The 18,566-nt window shown below is 36.0% G+C and carries 20 protein-coding genes and 1 pseudogene; 7 read left to right on the forward strand and 14 right to left on the reverse strand.

The window, feature by feature from the left end; all coding sequences use genetic code 11:
- Nucleotides 1-5 precede the first annotated feature (5 nt).
- On the forward strand, nt 6-473 hold the full coding sequence (locus JG738_RS03455; protein ID WP_201338385.1) for a hypothetical protein: 468 nt from the start codon (nt 6-8) through the stop codon (nt 471-473).
- 8 nt (nt 474-481) lie between these two features.
- On the opposite strand, the gene JG738_RS03460 is transcribed toward JG738_RS03455, so the two are convergent.
- The 6 genes from JG738_RS03460 to JG738_RS03480 form a co-directional block, all read right to left on the reverse strand.
- Nucleotides 482-1,099, reverse strand: coding sequence for a hypothetical protein (locus tag JG738_RS03460; RefSeq protein WP_201338386.1), 618 nt, complete (start codon nt 1,097-1,099; stop codon nt 482-484).
- 211 nt (nt 1,100-1,310) lie between these two features.
- On the reverse strand, nt 1,311-1,439 hold the full coding sequence (locus JG738_RS10485; protein ID WP_255536072.1) for a hypothetical protein: 129 nt from the start codon (nt 1,437-1,439) through the stop codon (nt 1,311-1,313).
- A 117-nt stretch (nt 1,440-1,556) separates the two neighbouring features.
- Entirely contained in the window at nt 1,557-2,015 is a 459-nt protein-coding gene (locus JG738_RS03465) for a phosphatidylglycerophosphatase A (protein WP_201338387.1), read from the reverse strand.
- An 8-nt stretch (nt 2,016-2,023) separates the two neighbouring features.
- Nucleotides 2,024-3,211: a sulfate adenylyltransferase gene (locus JG738_RS03470; RefSeq protein ID WP_201338388.1), complete on the reverse strand. Its 1,188-nt coding sequence runs from the start codon at nt 3,209-3,211 to the stop codon at nt 2,024-2,026.
- Nucleotides 3,189-4,079, reverse strand: a complete 891-nt coding sequence (locus tag JG738_RS03475) for a response regulator (RefSeq protein WP_084275497.1) — start codon at nt 4,077-4,079, stop codon at nt 3,189-3,191. Before JG738_RS03475 ends, JG738_RS03470 begins: the two co-directional genes overlap by 23 nt.
- Nucleotides 4,076-5,197, reverse strand: coding sequence for a bifunctional 2-C-methyl-D-erythritol 4-phosphate cytidylyltransferase/2-C-methyl-D-erythritol 2,4-cyclodiphosphate synthase (locus tag JG738_RS03480; protein WP_255536075.1), 1,122 nt, complete (start codon nt 5,195-5,197; stop codon nt 4,076-4,078). The genes JG738_RS03475 and JG738_RS03480 overlap by 4 nt, the downstream gene beginning before the upstream one ends.
- Before the next feature lie 117 nt (nt 5,198-5,314).
- Here JG738_RS03480 and thiC point away from each other — a divergent pair, with 117 nt between their 5' ends.
- The 3 genes from thiC (at nt 5,315) to JG738_RS03495 (ending at nt 8,775) form a co-directional block, all read left to right on the forward strand.
- Nucleotides 5,315-6,649, forward strand: coding sequence for a phosphomethylpyrimidine synthase ThiC (gene thiC, locus JG738_RS03485; protein WP_201338389.1), 1,335 nt, complete (start codon nt 5,315-5,317; stop codon nt 6,647-6,649).
- 99 nt (nt 6,650-6,748) lie between these two features.
- Nucleotides 6,749-7,915 (forward strand): Mrp/NBP35 family ATP-binding protein, encoded by a 1,167-nt coding sequence (locus JG738_RS03490; protein ID WP_201338390.1) that lies wholly within the window; start codon nt 6,749-6,751, stop codon nt 7,913-7,915.
- 56 nt (nt 7,916-7,971) lie between these two features.
- Nucleotides 7,972-8,775 (forward strand): ParA family protein, encoded by an 804-nt coding sequence (locus JG738_RS03495; protein ID WP_201338391.1) that lies wholly within the window; start codon nt 7,972-7,974, stop codon nt 8,773-8,775.
- Here JG738_RS03495 and JG738_RS03500 read toward each other — a convergent pair.
- From JG738_RS03500 to JG738_RS03530, 8 genes and pseudogenes are all read right to left on the reverse strand, one after another.
- Nucleotides 8,772-10,211, reverse strand: a complete 1,440-nt coding sequence (locus JG738_RS03500; protein WP_201338392.1) for a PAS domain-containing methyl-accepting chemotaxis protein — start codon at nt 10,209-10,211, stop codon at nt 8,772-8,774. The genes JG738_RS03495 and JG738_RS03500 overlap by 4 nt on opposite strands.
- Before the next feature lie 10 nt (nt 10,212-10,221).
- Nucleotides 10,222-10,593: a CZB domain-containing protein gene (locus tag JG738_RS10635; protein ID WP_255536103.1), complete on the reverse strand. Its 372-nt coding sequence runs from the start codon at nt 10,591-10,593 to the stop codon at nt 10,222-10,224.
- Nucleotides 10,594-10,773: 180 nt separating this feature from the next.
- Nucleotides 10,774-11,541: pseudogene (locus tag JG738_RS10640) on the reverse strand (methyl-accepting chemotaxis protein); the annotation flags it as partial.
- 12 nt (nt 11,542-11,553) lie between these two features.
- Nucleotides 11,554-11,949 (reverse strand): chemotaxis response regulator CheY, encoded by a 396-nt coding sequence (locus JG738_RS03510; RefSeq protein ID WP_201338394.1) that lies wholly within the window; start codon nt 11,947-11,949, stop codon nt 11,554-11,556.
- 9 nt (nt 11,950-11,958) lie between these two features.
- Nucleotides 11,959-12,918 (reverse strand): chemotaxis protein, encoded by a 960-nt coding sequence (locus JG738_RS03515; RefSeq protein WP_201338395.1) that lies wholly within the window; start codon nt 12,916-12,918, stop codon nt 11,959-11,961.
- A 9-nt stretch (nt 12,919-12,927) separates the two neighbouring features.
- A complete protein-coding gene (locus JG738_RS03520; RefSeq protein WP_084275506.1) occupies nt 12,928-13,437 on the reverse strand; it encodes a chemotaxis protein CheW in 510 nt (169 codons plus the stop codon).
- A complete protein-coding gene (locus JG738_RS03525; RefSeq protein ID WP_201338396.1) occupies nt 13,437-15,485 on the reverse strand; it encodes a chemotaxis protein CheA in 2,049 nt (682 codons plus the stop codon). The genes JG738_RS03520 and JG738_RS03525 overlap by 1 nt, the downstream gene beginning before the upstream one ends.
- A gap of 3 nt (nt 15,486-15,488) precedes the next feature.
- The gene (locus JG738_RS03530; RefSeq protein ID WP_201338397.1) at nt 15,489-15,830 is read right to left on the reverse strand and encodes a hypothetical protein; all 342 of its coding nucleotides are present in this window, start codon (nt 15,828-15,830) and stop codon (nt 15,489-15,491) included.
- A 71-nt stretch (nt 15,831-15,901) separates the two neighbouring features.
- On the opposite strand from JG738_RS03530, the gene fliG reads away from it, so the two are divergent.
- The 3 genes from fliG (at nt 15,902) to fliN (ending at nt 18,564) form a co-directional block, all read left to right on the forward strand.
- Complete coding sequence (gene fliG / locus JG738_RS03535) at nt 15,902-16,951, forward strand: flagellar motor switch protein FliG (RefSeq protein WP_201338398.1); 1,050 nt, start codon at nt 15,902-15,904, stop codon at nt 16,949-16,951.
- Between the two features lie 148 nt (nt 16,952-17,099).
- On the forward strand, nt 17,100-18,065 hold the full coding sequence (locus JG738_RS03540; RefSeq protein ID WP_201338399.1) for a flagellar motor switch protein FliM: 966 nt from the start codon (nt 17,100-17,102) through the stop codon (nt 18,063-18,065).
- On the forward strand, nt 18,058-18,564 hold the full coding sequence (fliN, locus tag JG738_RS03545) for a flagellar motor switch protein FliN (RefSeq protein WP_236583214.1): 507 nt from the start codon (nt 18,058-18,060) through the stop codon (nt 18,562-18,564). Before JG738_RS03540 ends, fliN begins: the two co-directional genes overlap by 8 nt.
- Nucleotides 18,565-18,566: the final 2 nt, after the last annotated feature.

An 18,566-nucleotide genomic window follows, 5' to 3' on the forward strand; every position in this document is an offset into this window, starting at 1 on the left:
AAAGAATGGATATCAATTTTGATGATATTAAAAAAGAGTTTGATGCACTCAAAGCTGTAAAAGATATAAAAGAGGAAGCGTGTGAAATCGGGTGTGAAACGGCCGAGGATGAAGAGAGTGGGTTTATAGAGACAATTCAAAAGTATATGCTAGCACCTGTACGTTGTGGAATCTATTTTAGTCGATTAGATATCAAAGTGATAGGCCTTATGATTGATGAAGATGTACAGGTACGAGAGCGTAAAAGAATGCTCAGAGACATTCTTCGTTCTATTACCTCCAAGGAAGGGTTTGCTGCTTTTATTGATGCAGTTGATGCTACAGCAAAACAAAAGATTGCTGTCTATGATGAATTGGCACAAAACTTTCCTCATAGTGCGAAAATTTTTGAAGGCAAAAAAGAGGCTTATGAGAAGTTTAGAAAAGTGTTAGATAAAATCTTGCAAGATTTTGAAGAAGTAGAGCAGGCGTAAGCCCGCTTTTACATTGTTGGAAATGGCAATACCATAGGTGTACAGCTATGCGCCTCTTTAAGTGGTATTGTAGGTTTTGCACCACTTCCAAAATCTTCAAGTTTCATAACTGTCTTTCCATTCTCTTTTGCAAGTACAATACCAAAAGGAACTTGAGAGCTTACCCAAACTTCACTGTTTTTATTTTTAAATATAGCAACTTTTATCTTTTTTCCATTTGGTAGTGTGTAAGTTGTAAATTTAATATGCGGTTTATTGGGGTTATACTCTTTAGGTGTTGTTGTATGGTATCCAGCATTTTTATCTGCATTCATCATTCCTATCATCTCTTCACTCATACACATGATACCTTGAGGTGTTTTTGTTATAAGCTTTTGGATAGCTCTATCATTTCCTACTGCACTCCAGTATTGCGTAACCATACCGTTACTCTCTATTTCTACAATATTGACTTTGAGTCCCTTATACTCGGTGGTACCGAGAAATTTGGTAGTCATTGAAAATGTACCTTCATCGGTATAGATTGTATATTTAGCCCAATCACCCTTTTTGAGCTTCATAAACCCTGTATATGGACTTGCAAAAAGTGCTAGTGCAGTAAATAGCAATATGAGCAGTTTTTTCATAATTTACTCCTCTAATGTGATTTTGTCTTACTATCGTGTGTCAATGTATCATAAATGGCGTAAGCTATACCTACTAACGCAAACAAAGCAGCAAAAATCACAATAGTATTCGTCATAGCTCCTCCAACTCGTCTATTTTATGCAAGATTTTTTTATTAACTATTACAATGCCTATCGTTGTTACAATTATAGCAATAACTGATAAAATAATTTAAATTTGATTTAAATGCTCTTGATTTTTAAAAAGCCAAGCAATAATTGATATGTCAATCGCCACTAATATTCCCAAAATAACTTTTAAGTAGCCAATAAACTCTTTAATCTTGTCAATTCTTGCCATTTTTACCTTTTAATGGTCACTTTCATTCTCATATTTTACCAGCCTATGATTCAGGAAAGAGATAACAACTCTTAAATGAACGAAACACATATGCTTTATAACTACTCTTTTTTTCCATTATAACAGATTGTGTGTAAAAACAACGTATACTAAACCTGTAGATAGTCCTGCAAGAACTCCTGCTAAAAGATCATCTGCCATAACACCAATGCCAGCGGGGAGTTTTTCAAGTTTTCCTATATATGAAGGCTTTTTGATATCAAAAAATCTAAAAAAGAGTACACTCAATAGAAGCCAAGGTAGTGTGGTACTAGGTAGGATTGAGATTGCTAACCAAATACCAGCAATCTCATCAATAACTATTGAAGGATCATCGTGTGTTTTTGTTGCTTCTTCATATTTGTTAATCTCTTTTATAGCAATAATAGTTATGAGAACAACAAGCAAAAAGAGTGTTGATTGAGGCATAAAAAGTAAAATAATCCATGCTAAAACTGCTCCAAAGATCGTTCCCCAGGTGCCGGGAGCTTTTGGAAGGAGTCCAGTATAGCATCCTGTAAGAAAACATTTTTGCATGGTTTTTCCTATGTCAAAGAAGTAGTTTGATAGAGTTTCATGAGTTCTTTATAGAAATCTTCTTCATTATGTTTGACTATGAGGCCTGGGTTTGGTATAAGGTCGGCAAAGAGTTTTTCAAGATTTTTAAATCTATTTGGAAAGAGCTCACTCAAAATTATAGCACTTATCTCTTTGCGCACTAAAACTGCAGGCGGCAAAATACCAAGCTCTAGAAGTTCTAAAATAGAGTCTGCGTGGTAGGAGATATGGTGATGTGTACCGTGAGGACAGGTGTTGGTGCTCACTAATGTTTTACACTCATTGCAGTATACAAACTCACTTACTGTTTCAATTTCAATAGTAATGCCTTTGATATTATCAAAAACACTTTTTACGCTATTTTTATCGTAATAAAGTCCTAGACCAGCGTGGTTTTTTCCTACAACCAGTTTTGTGCAACCAAAGTTTTGTGCTACGATTGCATCGAGAATCAATTCATTAAATCCAGCAAAGATATAGGTGTTTTCTAATGGTGCAATAATGACACGATTTTTTGGAAGGTAGTTACTCACAAAATACTCAAGACACTTTTTACGCAGCTCATAGGAAAATCTATCTTCAGTGTAGGGTTTGAGTAAAAAGAGTACTACAAGGTCGCTATTTTCCATAGTAAGCCGAATGAGTCTTTCATGGGCTCTATGGAGAGGTTTTGCTGCAAGCATGATAGCTGCCACATTTTTTGCTTTAAGCTCTTTTTTCTTTTTTGCGATAAGCTCTTTTGTTCTTTTCAAATCATCAAAAATAACATGAAATTTACCGCTAACAGCATATTTTCCAAGTCTTTGAAGATTCTTTTTAATACCTGGATGAGAGATATCATCTGTACCATATATATTTTTGATACGTTGTAGTGGATCAATTGTAAAAACCTCTTCGACTTCAATCTCACCTACATCTTTATCATTTTCAACAAGTGCGACTTTATCACCTTTTTTTAAAGCTTTAATAACCTCTTGATTCTTTTTTCCACTGGGTGCGAGAATGAAAGAGAAAGGAAAAGTTCTATTTTTATACTCTTTAGTGCGATCTACCTCTTGCGTCTCTTTTTCATTCATAAGTTTATCGACTGGAAAGAGAAGTCCCTCTTGCACGAGAGCTAGTGAAGCAAGCGCCTCTTTATCGATATAGATTTTATTTTTTCTTAAAGATTTCATATTTTTTCCTTTTTTCCCAAAGGCTTTTGCGAGAAATCCCCAATTTTTTTGAGAGCATAGTATCGGGAAATTTGTTTTGATAATTTATAATTATATATTTGACATACTCATCTATAGTGAGAATATCATTCCTATCAAATATTTTGTTATCGCTTTTAAGAAAGATTGTCTTAAAAGGTATCTCCTCTTCTGCAGATTCAGTAGTGGAGACAATTGCTCTTTTGTCTTTTATAATATCGAAAAACTGCTGCTTTTCGCTTTTTTTAAGTGTCTGAAAATCACTAATATAGAGGAGTTGTGTATCTTTTTCATTTTTGATTTTATTGAAGATCCCTTTTTCAGTAAGTGAGTAGAATTTAAAGGGCTCTTGTAAGAGATTAGCAAATGAGAATGCATATGCATCGGCATATTTTTGATAATTTGTTTTTATAAAGAGGGGGAGGGGTTCTTTGATGGAGATATTGTCTATTTGTAATCCTTTAAAAGAGTGAGCAATATATGCTTTGTATGCAAGATTTTCTTTTTTAAGATGTTCATGCTCTATGAGGTGATTTATTTTGCGAATAAGTTCATCCATAATAAATGGTTTAATAATGTAATCATTGGCTCCCTTTTGCAGCGGTTCAGCTACAGTATCGTGAGTAAGATGTGTAACAAGTAAAATGACGATTTTATCTTTAAAAGCGTTGAGTACAGGATAAAAATCTTGACCATTAATGTTGGTAGAGAGTAGTATGACATCATAGTTTTTATCACTCAAAGCATCTTTGATTCCAGCAGCTAGTTCACACTGAAAACCGATTTCACTCAGTTTTGCAGAGATGCTTTGAGCTAAATATATCTCATTTTCGACAATTAATACTCTCATATTTTTCTCCAATCAAAATATTTCAATGTAGCAATTGCTTGTGCAGCTATTCCCTCTTTGCGTCCTACAAATCCTAACTTCTCCGTAGTTGTGGCTTTTATATTAAGGTTATGCTGGGGCAGCTCAAGCAGTGATGCAATGGTTTGTTGCATTGCAGGTTTAAAATCGAGAAGTTTTGGTGCTTGTGCCATAATAGTAAGATCAATCTGCACGATTGTAAATCCACATTGGCGCAGAAGTATAGCAGTTTTTTGTAGCAAAACTTTTGAGTCAATATCTTTATATTCCATATTGCTATCAGGAAAAAGTTCTCCAATATCGCCAAATCCCGCAGCCCCCATAAGTGCATCAATAATAGCATGGATTGCTACATCTGCATCAGAATGCCCAGCAAGACCTTTGGTGTAGGGAACTTCTACTCCACAAAGCATCAGAGGCCTATTTTTACAAAATGCATGTACATCAAATCCCATTCCAACACGCTGCGTATTTACTGGGGGTTGTAGGCAATCAAGATAGTGAAGATCTTCTTTGTATGTAAGTTTACGCTGTTTCTCGCTTCCTAATACATACACCACATCTTTTCCAAAAGCTTTAATGGCTGAGCTCTCATCTGTAAACTCTCTCTCTTGCAAAAGAGCTTCTTGCAATGTTTTTGTGCGAGAGAGCTGTGGAGTCTGGATAAGTTTTACTTCACTTCTATCAATTGTTTCATTTTTATACACAACAGTATCTACTGCCGGTACATAGGGAGCAATGCAATCTGCTTTGCCTTTTTGTTCAAGGATTCTTTCTATCACCTCTTTTTGCACACAGACTCTTGCTATATCGCTAATAAGGACATATTCGCTTCTTACCTGCTCAAGAGCATTGCGTATTGATTCTTGTCTTGTATTTCCACCTGGTATGACCAAAGCATTACTATACTTTTCAAAAAGTGGTTTTTCTTGAGGATGGGCTGTAAGTATGATATTGTTAAATTGTGCAAAAGATGTAAATCTGTGTAACACATAGAGCCATAGAGGCTCATCGCCTATCCATAACCACTGTTTCTTTACTGGCAGTGTAAAGCGCGAAGAGGCACCAGCTCCTAGTAACATAAGTGTGATATCGGACAATATTTATCCTTTTTCCCTGAATGTTACAAAATTATACATAATAAAAGCTTTTTTTTATCTTTTTTGAGTAATATTTTGAAAAGCCAGCCTTAGCTTTAAGCTTTGAAGGAGAAAAATATGAGAAGAGAATGGGTTGAAAAGAGAAAAAATGATACTGTTAAAACACAGATGTACTATGCTAAACAGGGCATTATCACTGAAGAGATGCAATATGTAGCACAAGTTGAAGGGCTGGAGCCTGAGACAGTGCGAAAAGAGGTAGCACGTGGACGCATGATAATTCCTGCTAATGTTAATCATATCCATCAAAAACCGATGGCAATAGGAATTGCAGCAAAGTGTAAAATCAATGCAAATATTGGAAGTAGTGCATTAGCAAGCGATATCGAGGGCGAAGTTGAAAAGGTGAAAGTGTGCCAAAAATATGGTGCTGATACTATTATGGATCTCTCGACTGGTGGAGATCTTGATGCAATCAGACAAGAAGTTATCAAAAATGCAGAAGTGCCTATTGGTACAGTACCAATCTATCAAATCCTCCATGACTGCAATAATAAAATAGAAGATCTTACTATTGATAAGATGCTTGAAGTCATAGAGCGCCAGGCGCAGCAGGGTGTAAGCTACTTTACAATACATGCTGGATTTTTACTCCGCTTCATGCCACTTGTAGCAAAGAGAAAAATGGGAATAGTCTCAAGAGGTGGTAGTTTGATGGCGGCGTGGATGATGCATTACCATAAAGAAAATCCATTCTATACAGCCTTTGATGATATTTTAGATATTTGTCGCAAATATGATGTAAGCCTCTCTCTTGGAGATAGCTTGCGACCGGGATGCCTTGCTGATGCAAGCGATGATGCGCAGCTTGAAGAGCTCAAAGTTTTAGGTGAGCTCACACTCAAAGCATGGGATAAAGATGTCCAAGTGATGATCGAAGGGCCAGGGCATGTTCCAATGAATCAGATCGAGCGTAATATTAAAATAGAGCGTGACTACTGTCATGAAGCACCTTTTTATGTATTAGGCCCGCTTGTTACCGATATCGCTGCAGGATATGATCATCTTGCAAGTGCAATTGGCGCTGCAATGGCAGGCTGGTATGGAGCGAGTATGCTTTGCTATGTGACACCTAAAGAGCACCTTGGCCTTCCAAATGCCCAAGATGTGCGCGAAGGTATTGTAGCGTATAAAATAGCTGCCCATGCAGCAGATATTGCAAGAGGAAGAAAAGGTGCAAGAGACGTAGATGATGCTATGAGTGATGCGAGGTATCATTTTGATTGGAATAAGCAGTTTGAACTAGCACTCGATCCCGATCGTGCACGTGAATATCACGATGAAACACTTCCACAAGATGTTTTTAAAGAGGCTGAATTTTGCTCTATGTGTGGACCTAAATTTTGTAGTTATAAAATCACACAAACTATCCTCGAAGAGCACGGAGCATAAGCTCCGCTGCACTATATTCTGCATTTACCTCAAAAATTAATCTCTATTAAAGTTAAATAGGATAAAATTTATCCGAATTAAAAATAAAGGAGCAGTGTAATGCTAAATGAAGCAAAAGTAAAAGAGATCTTAAGCACTGTTGCGTATCCTGGTTTTACCAAAGATATCGTGACATTTGGTTTTGTCAAAGCTGTAGAAGTAAGTGGAGACAGAGTTTTTGTGGAGCTCGATATCACTTCAAGTGCTCCGGAAGTAGCACAGCAACTACGTGATGAAATCACAAAAAAGCTGCAGCTTGAAGGGGCAAAAGAGGTTGTTGTCAATATTCATCAGCCAAAAATGCCTAGAGAGACATCAAGTAGAGGAAAAAATCTCGCTCCTCAAGTAAAAAATTTTGTGATGATAAGCAGTGGTAAAGGGGGAGTTGGTAAATCGACTACTACAGTCAACCTCGCAATCGCAACTGCAATGCAAGGCAAAAAAGTAGGAATCCTTGATGCAGATATTTATGGCCCAAATATTCCTCGTATGATGGGAATTCTCGGAGCACAGCCAGAAGTTGTTGGCAATAAAGTTAAGCCTATTGAGACAAAATATGGTGTAGAAGTAATGAGTATGGGTGTGCTTATGGAAGAAGGGCAGTCACTTATCTGGCGCGGTGCAATGATTATGAAAGCGATTGAGCAGTTTTTACGCGATATTTTATGGAGTGATTTGGATGTGCTCTTTATCGATATGCCTCCAGGAACTGGTGATGCGCAGCTGACTTTAGCACAAAGTGTACCAGTGACTGCTGGAGTAACAGTTACAACGCCACAGATGGTGAGTCTTGACGATAGTAGAAGAAGTCTTGATATGTTCAAAAAACTCCATATCCCAATTGCTGGTATTGTAGAAAACATGAGTGGTTTTATCTGTCCAAATTGTAGCACTGAGAGTGATATTTTTGGCAAAGGTACAGCGCATGATGTAGCTCTTGAGTATGGTACGAGTGTATTGGGAGAGATTCCAATTGAGCCAGCAATTAGGGAAGGGGGAGATGAGGGAAAACCTGTAGTATTCTATCATCCTGAAAGTGAAACGGCAAAGCGTTATCATCAAGCTGCAAACAGACTCTGGCACTTTATCGAAAAAGTGAATGAAGAGGGAGGGGCGAGCAACGAGATGATCCAACCAACAACACCTCCAGGTGTGAGTGCATGCTCTACTGGTGGTAATACACAAAGTGGCGGCCATCAAGGTGGTGGATGCGGATGTAATCACTAAGCGAGGGAAACCTCGCTTTTGGTATAATTACCTCAAAGATGTAATAAGAGGTAATAATGCAAAAATTTTATAAAATTGCTGTGATCAACACCAAAGGAGGTGTTGGAAAAAGTACGATCAGCATGCAATTAGTGGCTCCCTTTCTCTACCAAAAATCGCAAAACCCAGTATCATTTTTTGAGCTTGATGATGAAAATGAAGATAGTATCTCTTTTGAAAAGAGCCGTTTGGTATGGCTAGAGCGTATAGGTGTTGCAGGGCAAGATCTTCGTGAAGAGTTGCGTGATATCTTGCTTCTTGAAAATAATATTGTTATGGATGTAGGTGCAAATAAGACAGCTGTATATGTTCTTGATGCACTTATAGATAGTGGTATGGTATACGCTTTGGATGCAGTTGTTATTCCGTTAATGGATGGGGAGCTTGATGCGACAAGTGCCATTCACATCTACCAAAAACTTAAAAATGCCAATAGTGAGCTTAAGACTGTTTTTGCTCTCAATCGATGGAATGAGATGCGTGAAATAGAGTCGCAATTTGATATTTTTTTAGGTGATAAGTACGGTTTTTTTGATACAAAAGGTGTTATAAACTATATCGATGAAGAGGATCGTAACTACCTTGTATTAGCAGATAGTGATGCTATTAAATACTCTCGTGCTTTTGGTATTACCCTTTGGGAGCTTGCTAATATGGAGCTTGATATAGATGAAGAGCTCAAAAGAGCGATTGATGAGGGTGCAAGCAAAGAGGAGATAAAGAGGCTTAGTTTTAAAAAATCTCTCAAAAGTGATTGTGAAAGATATAATGAGCGCATTTTACAAAAAGCATTTAAAAAGTTAGAAAAGATCTTAGACTAGATATAAGAGTTCAAAACTGTACCATACTCCTTTTGTAACTTCATTATCTTTCTTTGAGCAATTTGCGTAATAAGATTGACGTTTTGATTCTCTTCTGAAGCACTAGAAATACTTGTTTCTAAGTTGATTATCTCACTCTTTGCAGCCTCTATGAGCTTGAGCATCTGTGAAAATATAATAGTAAATCCTCCACCTTCCTCTTTGGTATGAGCAGACTCAATAAGACCATTGATGTGGATAAAGTCGAGCCTGTTAATGAGAACATTGAGCTCTTGAATGTTGTAATACATTGAACGTAGTTGACTTTTTGATTTATCCACATTTATTGCTAAGTGTTTTGCATATATTCGCAAAAGCTCAAAGAGTTCATTGATGTTATTTATTACCTCTTGCTGCTTTTCATGGCTGAGTGAGGCTTGTGAGAGGTTTTGAATCATCTCTTTGATAAAGAAGGTAATCATCTCAATAATGAGTTTAGAGGAGAGGATATTAAAGCCTATATCTTCGATATCTTTTTTTGTATTTTCTATGATTTTACTAAGTTGCAAAATCTTTCGTTCGCTTAGTTCTGCGTTTTTTCGCATTTCATGTGAGAGGGTGGAAAAAGAGACACCATCTTTTTTTATTTTATAGCTCTCTATTGAAGCATTGAGTGAAAGGAGACGGATATCTTCTGCAAGTTCATAAATAAACTTGCTTTTTTGGTTGAGTTCTTCATTGAGATTTAAAAAGAGATTTACTTTTCCAAAAATTTCATTAAAGTAGCGATTGAGACGGAAAAAGATTGTTTGAAGATTACATAAAAGATCTATAAACTCTATATTTTTTTCTTTAACTTGAGTTAAATCTGTTTGACATGAGACGTTATTTTGATTATCAAGAAGTTTCTCTCTACTTTGAATCTCTTCAAAAAATGCTTTTTTAGAAAAATTTTCATATGTTTCAAATCCTAGTTTATGTAGTTTTTCTCTCATAAAAGAGAGTGCGCTCTCCATATCGTTTTTGAGTTCAACTTCTAAAATCTCTTTGTAAAGATTAGGGATAAGATCAAATATCTTGGAAGAAGGTTTAAGGCGAATGGAGATATATTTCTCTATTTTTCCTTCCTCATTTACAACAGGATAAATTACAGCCAAGACCCAGTAGTAGCTCCCATCTTTTGCCATATTTTTTACATATCCTACAAAAGGTTTTCCCGCTTTGATAGTATCCCACACAGCTTTAAAGATAGCTCGTGGCATATCGGGATGGCGTATAATATTATGGGGTTTGCCAATAAGTTCATCTCTGTCAAACTTTGAAACTTCTTGAAAAACATCGTTTCCTGTAAGGATGATTCCTTTAGGATCTGTAATAGAAAAAAAAAGTTCATCAAGAGCAAAAGGGGATTCAATATTTTTGGGCTCAATCCCTCTTTTATTATATTTATATGTCATTTTACAGCCTTTATTCAAGCTCTTTTGCAGAGATGATTGCTACTATTTTTGTTAGTTCTCTTATTATTGCATTAGCTGTGTCTGCAAGCTCTTCAAATTTTTCAAAAACTTCATTTTTTTTGTCTTCTTTTTGGAGCCTTATTAATTCAAAAGCAATATTATGTACTTTTTTATGAAGGTCTTCGGTACCTTCAAGAAGCGCAATTGCCTCATCACCGTACGGCTTTAATGCTTTAAACGCCTCTCCAGAATAGAACCATCTACCAAAATCGCAAGATGTAAAATCTTGAAGAGAGATATTTTCATAACCTTCAAGAACTTTTGCAACATTCATAATATAGACTGAATGTGTTTTAATTGCATCAAAAAGTTTTGTGATCACCTCATCTTTTTCATTTACTTCACACTTCTCAATTCCTTCATTAATGAAATCGATTGTTGAAAAGATACGGAGTCCAGTTATATGAGCTAAATCTTGAGCCTGCTTAAGATCTTCATTAAGTTTTAAAATTTCGTCATTAAAGGTATAGATATGCTCTTTTTGTTGGTTGGTATATTGGATTTGGCGTTGAATAAGATGGGTTACACTATTACTTGTCTCTTTAATTTTACGGAAGGTTTTTAGTACATTACTTGCACCTTCTGCACTATCTTCTACAATTGTTTTTGCGTTTCCAACTACTTTTGATGTATTATCCATCTCATCCATAACTGAAATTGTTACTTCACGTATCTCACTTGCACTTTTGCTTGTTTTTTCAGCTAGTTTTCTGACCTCATCAGCTACAACTGCAAATCCACGTCCCACTTCTCCAGCTCGGGCTGCTTCGATTGCTGCGTTGAGTGCAAGGAGGTTTGTCTGCTCAGTGATTTCTAAAATGACATTGAGCACATGGTCGATACCACTGATTTTTCTTTTGAGTTCTTCTGTGGTTTTTGTAAGATTGTCCATAGCTTTAACAGACTCTAAGATATCTTGGTTTGTTTTATTTAAGATATTTTCGCCATTTTCAATTTCAGTGGTTGTATCTTTCTGTGCCTGCTCTATCTCAGAAATACTATGCATAATAGTATCAGTGATTTTGAGACTCTCTTCGCTTGTACTTGTGATTTTGTGGAACGTATCGTTAAACTTTGAAAAACGGTTTTTAAAATTATAGATTCCAGTTGCAACTAAACTTGCATTAAAAATACCTTCACTTAAATTGATACCACTTCTTATCCATTGCCTTTTTCCATTTTTCAAAATCGTCTCTTTTTCTCTTATACAAGTTTCGAGATCTTCTCTGCATTCATCTACATTTTCTAGTTTTAGCTCTTTTTTGCTCATTTTGTGCTCCTGTTACTTTTTTTTGGCCGAAAAGATTGCCTCGATTTTAGCTTTGACATTTTCTGGAGTGAAAGGTTTGACGATATAGTTATTTACACCACTTTTGAGGGCTAGTATAATATTTTCTTTTTTTGCTTCTGCTGTAACCATCATTATTGGTAAAGATTTGAGATTGGGATCTTTTCTAATCTCTTGAACAAGCTCAATGCCAGTGAGATTTGGCATATTCCAATCAGTAATAACAAAATCATATTTTTGGTTGCGAAGTTTTTGGAGTGCTACCATACCATCTTCTGCTTCATCGATATTGCTAAATCCCATCTCTTTGAGAAGGTTTTTGAGAATTCTTCGAATCATAGGTGCATCATCTACTACTAAAATTCTAATGTTTTTATCTGGTAATGCCATTTATCCTCCCTATTTTTTTATTGCATATTCATGAACTATATGTAAGAGATCTTTTGTATCAAATTTTACAAGATGTGCATCTGCATTGACAAATCTTGTTTTATCGACTGTTGCTTTATCAGATAGTGATGTATTAATAACTACAGGAATTTTTGACAATACTGGGTCTTCTTTTACTTTTTTTGTAAATGTCAGCCCATCCATTCCTGGCATCTCAATATCACTAATTATGAGTTGTATTTTGTCTGTTATATCTTTTCCCTCTTTTTGAGCTTCCTCTTTGAGTGATTCTAGGTATTTGAGTCCATCAATTCCGCTTTCTACTTCATAAACATTATGTCCATCTTGTGTAAGAATTTTACGAATAATTTTTCTTGCAACTGGACTGTCATCGAGAATCAGTATATTGTAAGATGTTTCGCTCTTTCCATATTCATCTTTATCTTCTACATTGAAAACTTTTATCATACCAAGTTCATCCAAAATACCTTCAAAATCTAATAAAAGAAGGAGTTGGTTATCTTCTATTTCTATTACCCCTACAACTTTTCCTCCCAGTTTTTCATCTACGCTAGCCGGGGGTTTTTTAATATCTGTCCACTTGATGCGGCGAATTCTTTTAGCTTCATGTACTAAAATACCTATAATCTCACGTAAAAACTCCATAACTATAGCATATTTGCTCTCTTTGTCAGCAGGAGCTTTTATTTTCATCCACTTTTCCAGATTTACGATTGGTATGACATCTTCACGGATTTTTGCTAATCCCTCTACTTCAGGCGGCATACCGGGGGAGCGAAATATATTGGTGGGGCGCTGGATTACCTCTTTGACTTTGGCGACATTGACACCTAAAACCCACTCATAAACACTCCCATCTTCGAGTTCTTCAAACATACGAAAATCTATAACTTCAAGTTCATTTGCTCCCGTCTCCAAAATTTTAGGTAGATACTCTTTTTTTCTCATGGCAGCCTCTTATTCTTCGTTTTCTTGGTCAGATTTATGAAAAAGTTTTTCAATATCAAGAAGTATGAGAAGGTTTTTATCACCTACCTCTTCATCAGTAACGACCACTCCAGTGATATATTTAGCATCAATCCCGATAGAGTTGATAGGAGCTGGGAGTATCTCTTCATCATCTATTGTTATAGCGCCTACAACTTGATCAATCATAAGTCCGATATTGCCAATAGCTGAATCGATAATAAGGATAAATTCTTGTTCCTCTTTTTTGTCGTGAGGAAGCCCCAGCATCTGCTTTACATTGACTACTGGTACAATATTGCCACGCAGATTCATCACTCCTAATATATGCTCTGGTGTTTTAGGTACTGGAGTGATATCAAGACGCTTTGTAATTTTGATAATGTTTTTGATATCAATGCCAATAAGTTCCTTATTAAGTAAAAAAGCAATAACTCGCTGCTCTTCTTTAAGATCTTCTTCTATTGTTTCACTAAGACCTAATACTTCAATGTCGTTCATTAGATGACTCCTATGAGATCGTTACGTTTATCATTGATAAGAGATTTAATGTCAAGTATCAGTACCACTTTTCCATCACCTGTAATAGTTGCTCCTGCAATACCTTCTACATCTTTAAGCATCTCTCCAAGAGGTTTAATAACAATCTCTTCTTCTCCATAGAGATTATCTACTGCAATAGCGATATTTTTTTCTCCAATGTTGATGATAATGACAAATTTGTTTTCACTGCTACTTTCTATATCAAAAAGCTCATTGAGATGAAAAAAGAGATAGACTTCGTCTCTAAGCATGAGTGATTTATAAATACCAACATCTTTGATATCTTCTGGACGGTATTTAATAATCTCAACAACGCTAAAAAGCGGTATAGCAAATATACGATTATTAACGCCCACCATAAGAGTACGTATGATAGCAACTGTAAGTGGGAGTTTCATAGTGATTTTAGTTCCCTCATCTTTTTCACTCTCTACTTCTATTGCTCCGCGCAAAGAGTGAATCACATTTGCTACCACATCCATTCCTACACCACGTCCACTCAAATCGCTTACCTTTTCCACTGTAGAAAATCCAGGCATAAAAATGAGCTCAAACGCTTCTTTATCACTCATCTGTTCTGCTTGCTCAGGTCTAATAAGCCCTTTTTCTATAGCTTTTTGTTTGATTTTATCTGGATCGATTCCACGTCCATCATCCTCAATCGATACGATGATACGATCTCCCTCTTGAAGTGCCGAGAGCAAAATAGTGCCATATTCTGGTTTACCTTTTGCGATGCGCTCTTCAGGTGGCTCAATTCCATGATCGATAGAGTTACGTACCAAGTGAATGAGCGGATCTTCAAGCTGATTGAGAATACTTCTATCGATTTCTGTATCTTCACCTTCAAGTTCAAGATTGATTTTTTTGCCAACTTTTTTTGCCAAATCTCTTACTATGCGAGGAAATTTACTAAAAATGCGTTTTACTGGCTGCATGCGCAGTTTCATTACGACTTCTTGGAGATCTGAAACACTTCTACTCATACCAGCTATTGCTTCACTAAGTTCTTCGATAACTTCTGTATCATCTTGTGTAGTGTTAAGTCTGGATGTAAGTTTGACAATACGGTTGCGATCTAAAACAAGTTCTCCCACCAGATTCATGAGTGTAGAGACTCTCTCTATATCGATCCGTATCGTCTCTCCTTCCTCTTTTTTTGCCTTTTTGACTGGTGCTTTGGGAGATGGTGCTGGAGCTTTTTGCTTCTTTTCTTCTTGAGGTGCTTCTACAACCTCGCACTTTTCTTCAATTGTTTTTTCTTCAAGCTCTTTTTTTTCTTTTACAATTTTTTGTGCAATGAGATCCTCTACATCTTTGCCTTGCTGAATGAGTTCATCAAGTTTTGCGATGAGATCCATATCTCGCTCTTCTGGTGGAAGCAGTATGAGTTCATCGAGGATCTCTATCATAGATTTATCTGGATATTGCAAGATGAGTTTTTGGATATCTGGATCTACATCTTCATGAAATACAATTTCAATCTCTTTATCTATCTGTGCTACGGATGCTTCTTGGTCTTCATTATGTGATTGAGTTGTTTCTTCTTGCGTTTGAGGTGCTGCATCTTTTACAGTCTTTTCTTGTGTTGATGTTATTTCTTTTCCTTTAAGAATATCATTAAGTTTATCCAGTATGCTTTGAATATCTTGTGTGTCTGGAATCTCATTTTGTGTTTTGAGTGTTTCGATAGAGTTTTTGATAATATCGATACCTTCCAAAATGGTATCCATCATATCTGAATTGAGCTGGAGTTCATCATTGCGAAGTTTGTCGAAAATACTTTCGATGATGTGGGCAAGATTGATGATGCTTTCTAAGCCTAAAAAACCTGCCCCACCTTTGAGGGTATGCATACCCCGAAAAATCTGGTTGAGTAACTCTTTGTTTGTAGGATCATTTTCCAACTCTATGAGCTCTTGGTCGAGATTTTCTAGGATCTCTTCAGCTTCTTGTATAAACTCATCCAGAATCTCTTGCATATCTTCTGTTATTTGTATATGCATAGATTATCCTTTTCTTTCATTGAACATTGCATCTATATCGTTTTGATCCACTTCATTTTCCCACGCAAACTCTTCAAGATATGCATTGTCTTGAGGAAGAGAAATTACAGTATCGATACGCTGCATAAAATCTTCTAGTTTTGTTAACCTTTGTGTGACAATATCTTGTATTTGCAATGTAGCGATTGCTTTGATAATGTTCTCTTTCATCTCATGATTATCGCACTGCTTTTCTAACATCTCCAGTGTCGCATAAAGAGTATTTGCACATTCTGTAATCTCGTCTTTTGCTAAATTGATATGATTTATTGCTATTGCTATTTGCTCATTATTCAATCCTGACATGCGTATCCCTTTGCAGGTGATTTTTGTGATTATCGGTAATTTCATAGGATTTTTAATAAAAAAATATTAAAATGATCCAAAAGCAAAAAAGGTTTAATTTGGCGGCTGATGACAAAAAAAGTGTAAATGGATTACAAAAAGCTGCAATACTGATTTCATCACTACCTGAAGAGGTGACGGTACATATTTTCAAAAGGCTTAAAGAGCATGAGATTGAAAAACTCATTAAAACTATATTATCTTTGGAAACCCCCTCTAAAGAGGTGCTCAAATCTGTTCTTGAAGAGGCATACGAGCATCTAAAAAATATATCGCCTGTTAAAATTGCTCCAGATCATCTCAAAAAAATCTTACAAGAGGCATTACCGCCTGAACTTTTAGAAAAACTCCTCAGCGAAACATTTGATGAGCAAGAGGGAAAAGCGATTTTTAAAGAGTTGGAAAAACTTGATGCCAAAATGGTTGCAAATCTTATCAAAGATGAGCATCCTCAAGTAATTGCACTGATATTATCACAGCTTAAACCCTCCAAAGCTGCGGAGATTTTGCAATATATTCCTAAACGCGTTGGTGTGACTAATGTACAAGAAGAGGTTATTAAACGTATTGCCTCTATAGAAAAAATCTCTTCACAAACTCTCAAAGTTGTAGCTAACACTCTTGAAGAGGAGCTTCTCACAATTGGTGCTGGTAATGAAGAGACTCTTAGTGGTATTGATGTTGCAGCAGAAATTGTGAATGCATTGCCAAAAGATCTCCAAGTAGAACTCCTTGAAGATGTACGTAAAGAGGATGAACTTTTAGCTGATAATATCGAAGAGAGAATGTTTAAATTTGAAGATATTATCAAACTTGACAACAAAGCTATTATTGAGATACTCAAAAACATTGATAAAAACGATCTCATGCTTGCACTCAAGGGTGCACCAGAAGATATACTCAATAAATTTCTTTCTAATATGTCAAAAAGAGCTGCAGAGATGTTCTTGGAGGATATGGAAGTCTTGGGACCAGTGAAAAAGAGTGATGTAGAAAAAGCGCAAAAGAAAGTTATTGAAGAGATCAAAAATCTTATCAATAAAGGTGTTATTGAATTTGGCGCCGGTGAAGAGTATGTATGATTTTATGGAAAATGTAGCTCTATTTTTGCATTTTTTAAGAATTACCAATAAATAGTTTGTAAAAATTGACGATAATCAAATATAATGTGGATATATATCAATAGAATAAGAAAATATGGTTTTATGAGGTAATTTATGAAGGTTAAGGATGTCTGAACAAGAATTTCTCTCCCAAGAGGAGATTGATGCGCTACTTGGTGGCGATGATGTAGCAGAAGAGCCACAAGAGCAATCAGATATCCGACCTTTTGATTTTAGTGAACTTGAAAGTATTAAAAAAGGTGGACTTCCTGGCTTAGAGCTCATTTATGAGCGATGGGCTAAGAGCTTTCGTGATGATATTCGTAAACTTCTTCCAAAAATAAATATGGTCTCCAAAGAGAGTATATATATTACACGCTTCAATACATTTATGTTTAAAATTCCTATGCCCTCAAGTTATACAACCTTTACAATGAAACCTTTGAAAGAGACAGCTCTTTTAGTTGTAGATTCAAGACTCGTTTTTACAATAATCAGTGTGATGTTTGGCGGACCTGCTAAACCTTTTAAAGTAGAAGGAAGAGAGTTTACAAAACTTGAGACCTATGTGATTAAAGATTTTATAGATTTGGCTCTCAAAAAACTGCAAGAAACCTTTTCTTTAGTATATAATATTGAAGTAGAGAAGAGATCAACTGAGCTCAATCCGGCTCTTGCAAAAATAACTTCAGGAAATGAGAAGGTTATTATCGCAGAGTGTCTTGTTGATATTGATGGGTATGAGGCTCCTATATATTTTTGCTATCCACAAGGAATGTTCTTGCCTATTAAAGATGTGATATATAGTGAATTCTCAGGAGAGGTAGATACTGCATGGAAAGAGAAGCTCAATGAACTTTTATTGCAAACAGATGTAGAGGTAACGTTGGAGTTAGCAAAAAAAGAGTATTTTTTGCGAGAAATCATAGGATGGGAAGTAGGTACTGAGCTAATGCTAGATGTAAGTAAAGAAGATCTAGTAAAACTCCGCATTGCAGATAAAGAGAAATTTGTATGTAGACTGGGTAAAGTTGGAGATCGTTACGCAGCACTTCTAAAAGAGGAAGTAAGTAAGGAAGAAGAGAATGAGTGAAGAGAATAAAGAACTGAGTCCAGATGAGCTCATGGCACAACAGTTTGCAGATATGGGTGATGAACAGATAGAGGAACCGGAAGCCCAAGAGAGTACGCAAGAAGGGAATGCTAATGAAAAGAGTGAAGAGTTAAGTCCAGACGAGCTTATGGCACAGCAGTTTGCTCAAATGAGTTATAATGATGAAGAGAATACAAAATCACTGGATGAGTTTGGTGAGTATGAAAAGAGTGTTGATTCGAAGCTCTCACTTTTACTGGATATTCCACTTGAAATTACTGTGGAGATTGGATCAACACAGATGCCTTTAGAGGATGTACTCAAACTCAATCCAAACAGTGTTATAGAGCTTGATAGGTATGTCAATGAGCCAATAGATCTCAAAGTAAATGGAAGAGTCATTGCAAAAGGAGAGCTCTATACAGTAAAAAATAACTTTGGTATCAAAATAACCCACATTATAAAACCAGAAGATAGACTAAAGATTTTAGAGAGGTAAAA

The organism is Nitratiruptor sp. YY08-26, from assembly GCF_016593215.1.
Taxonomy (GTDB): Bacteria; Campylobacterota; Campylobacteria; order Campylobacterales; family Nitratiruptoraceae; genus Nitratiruptor; species Nitratiruptor tergarcus.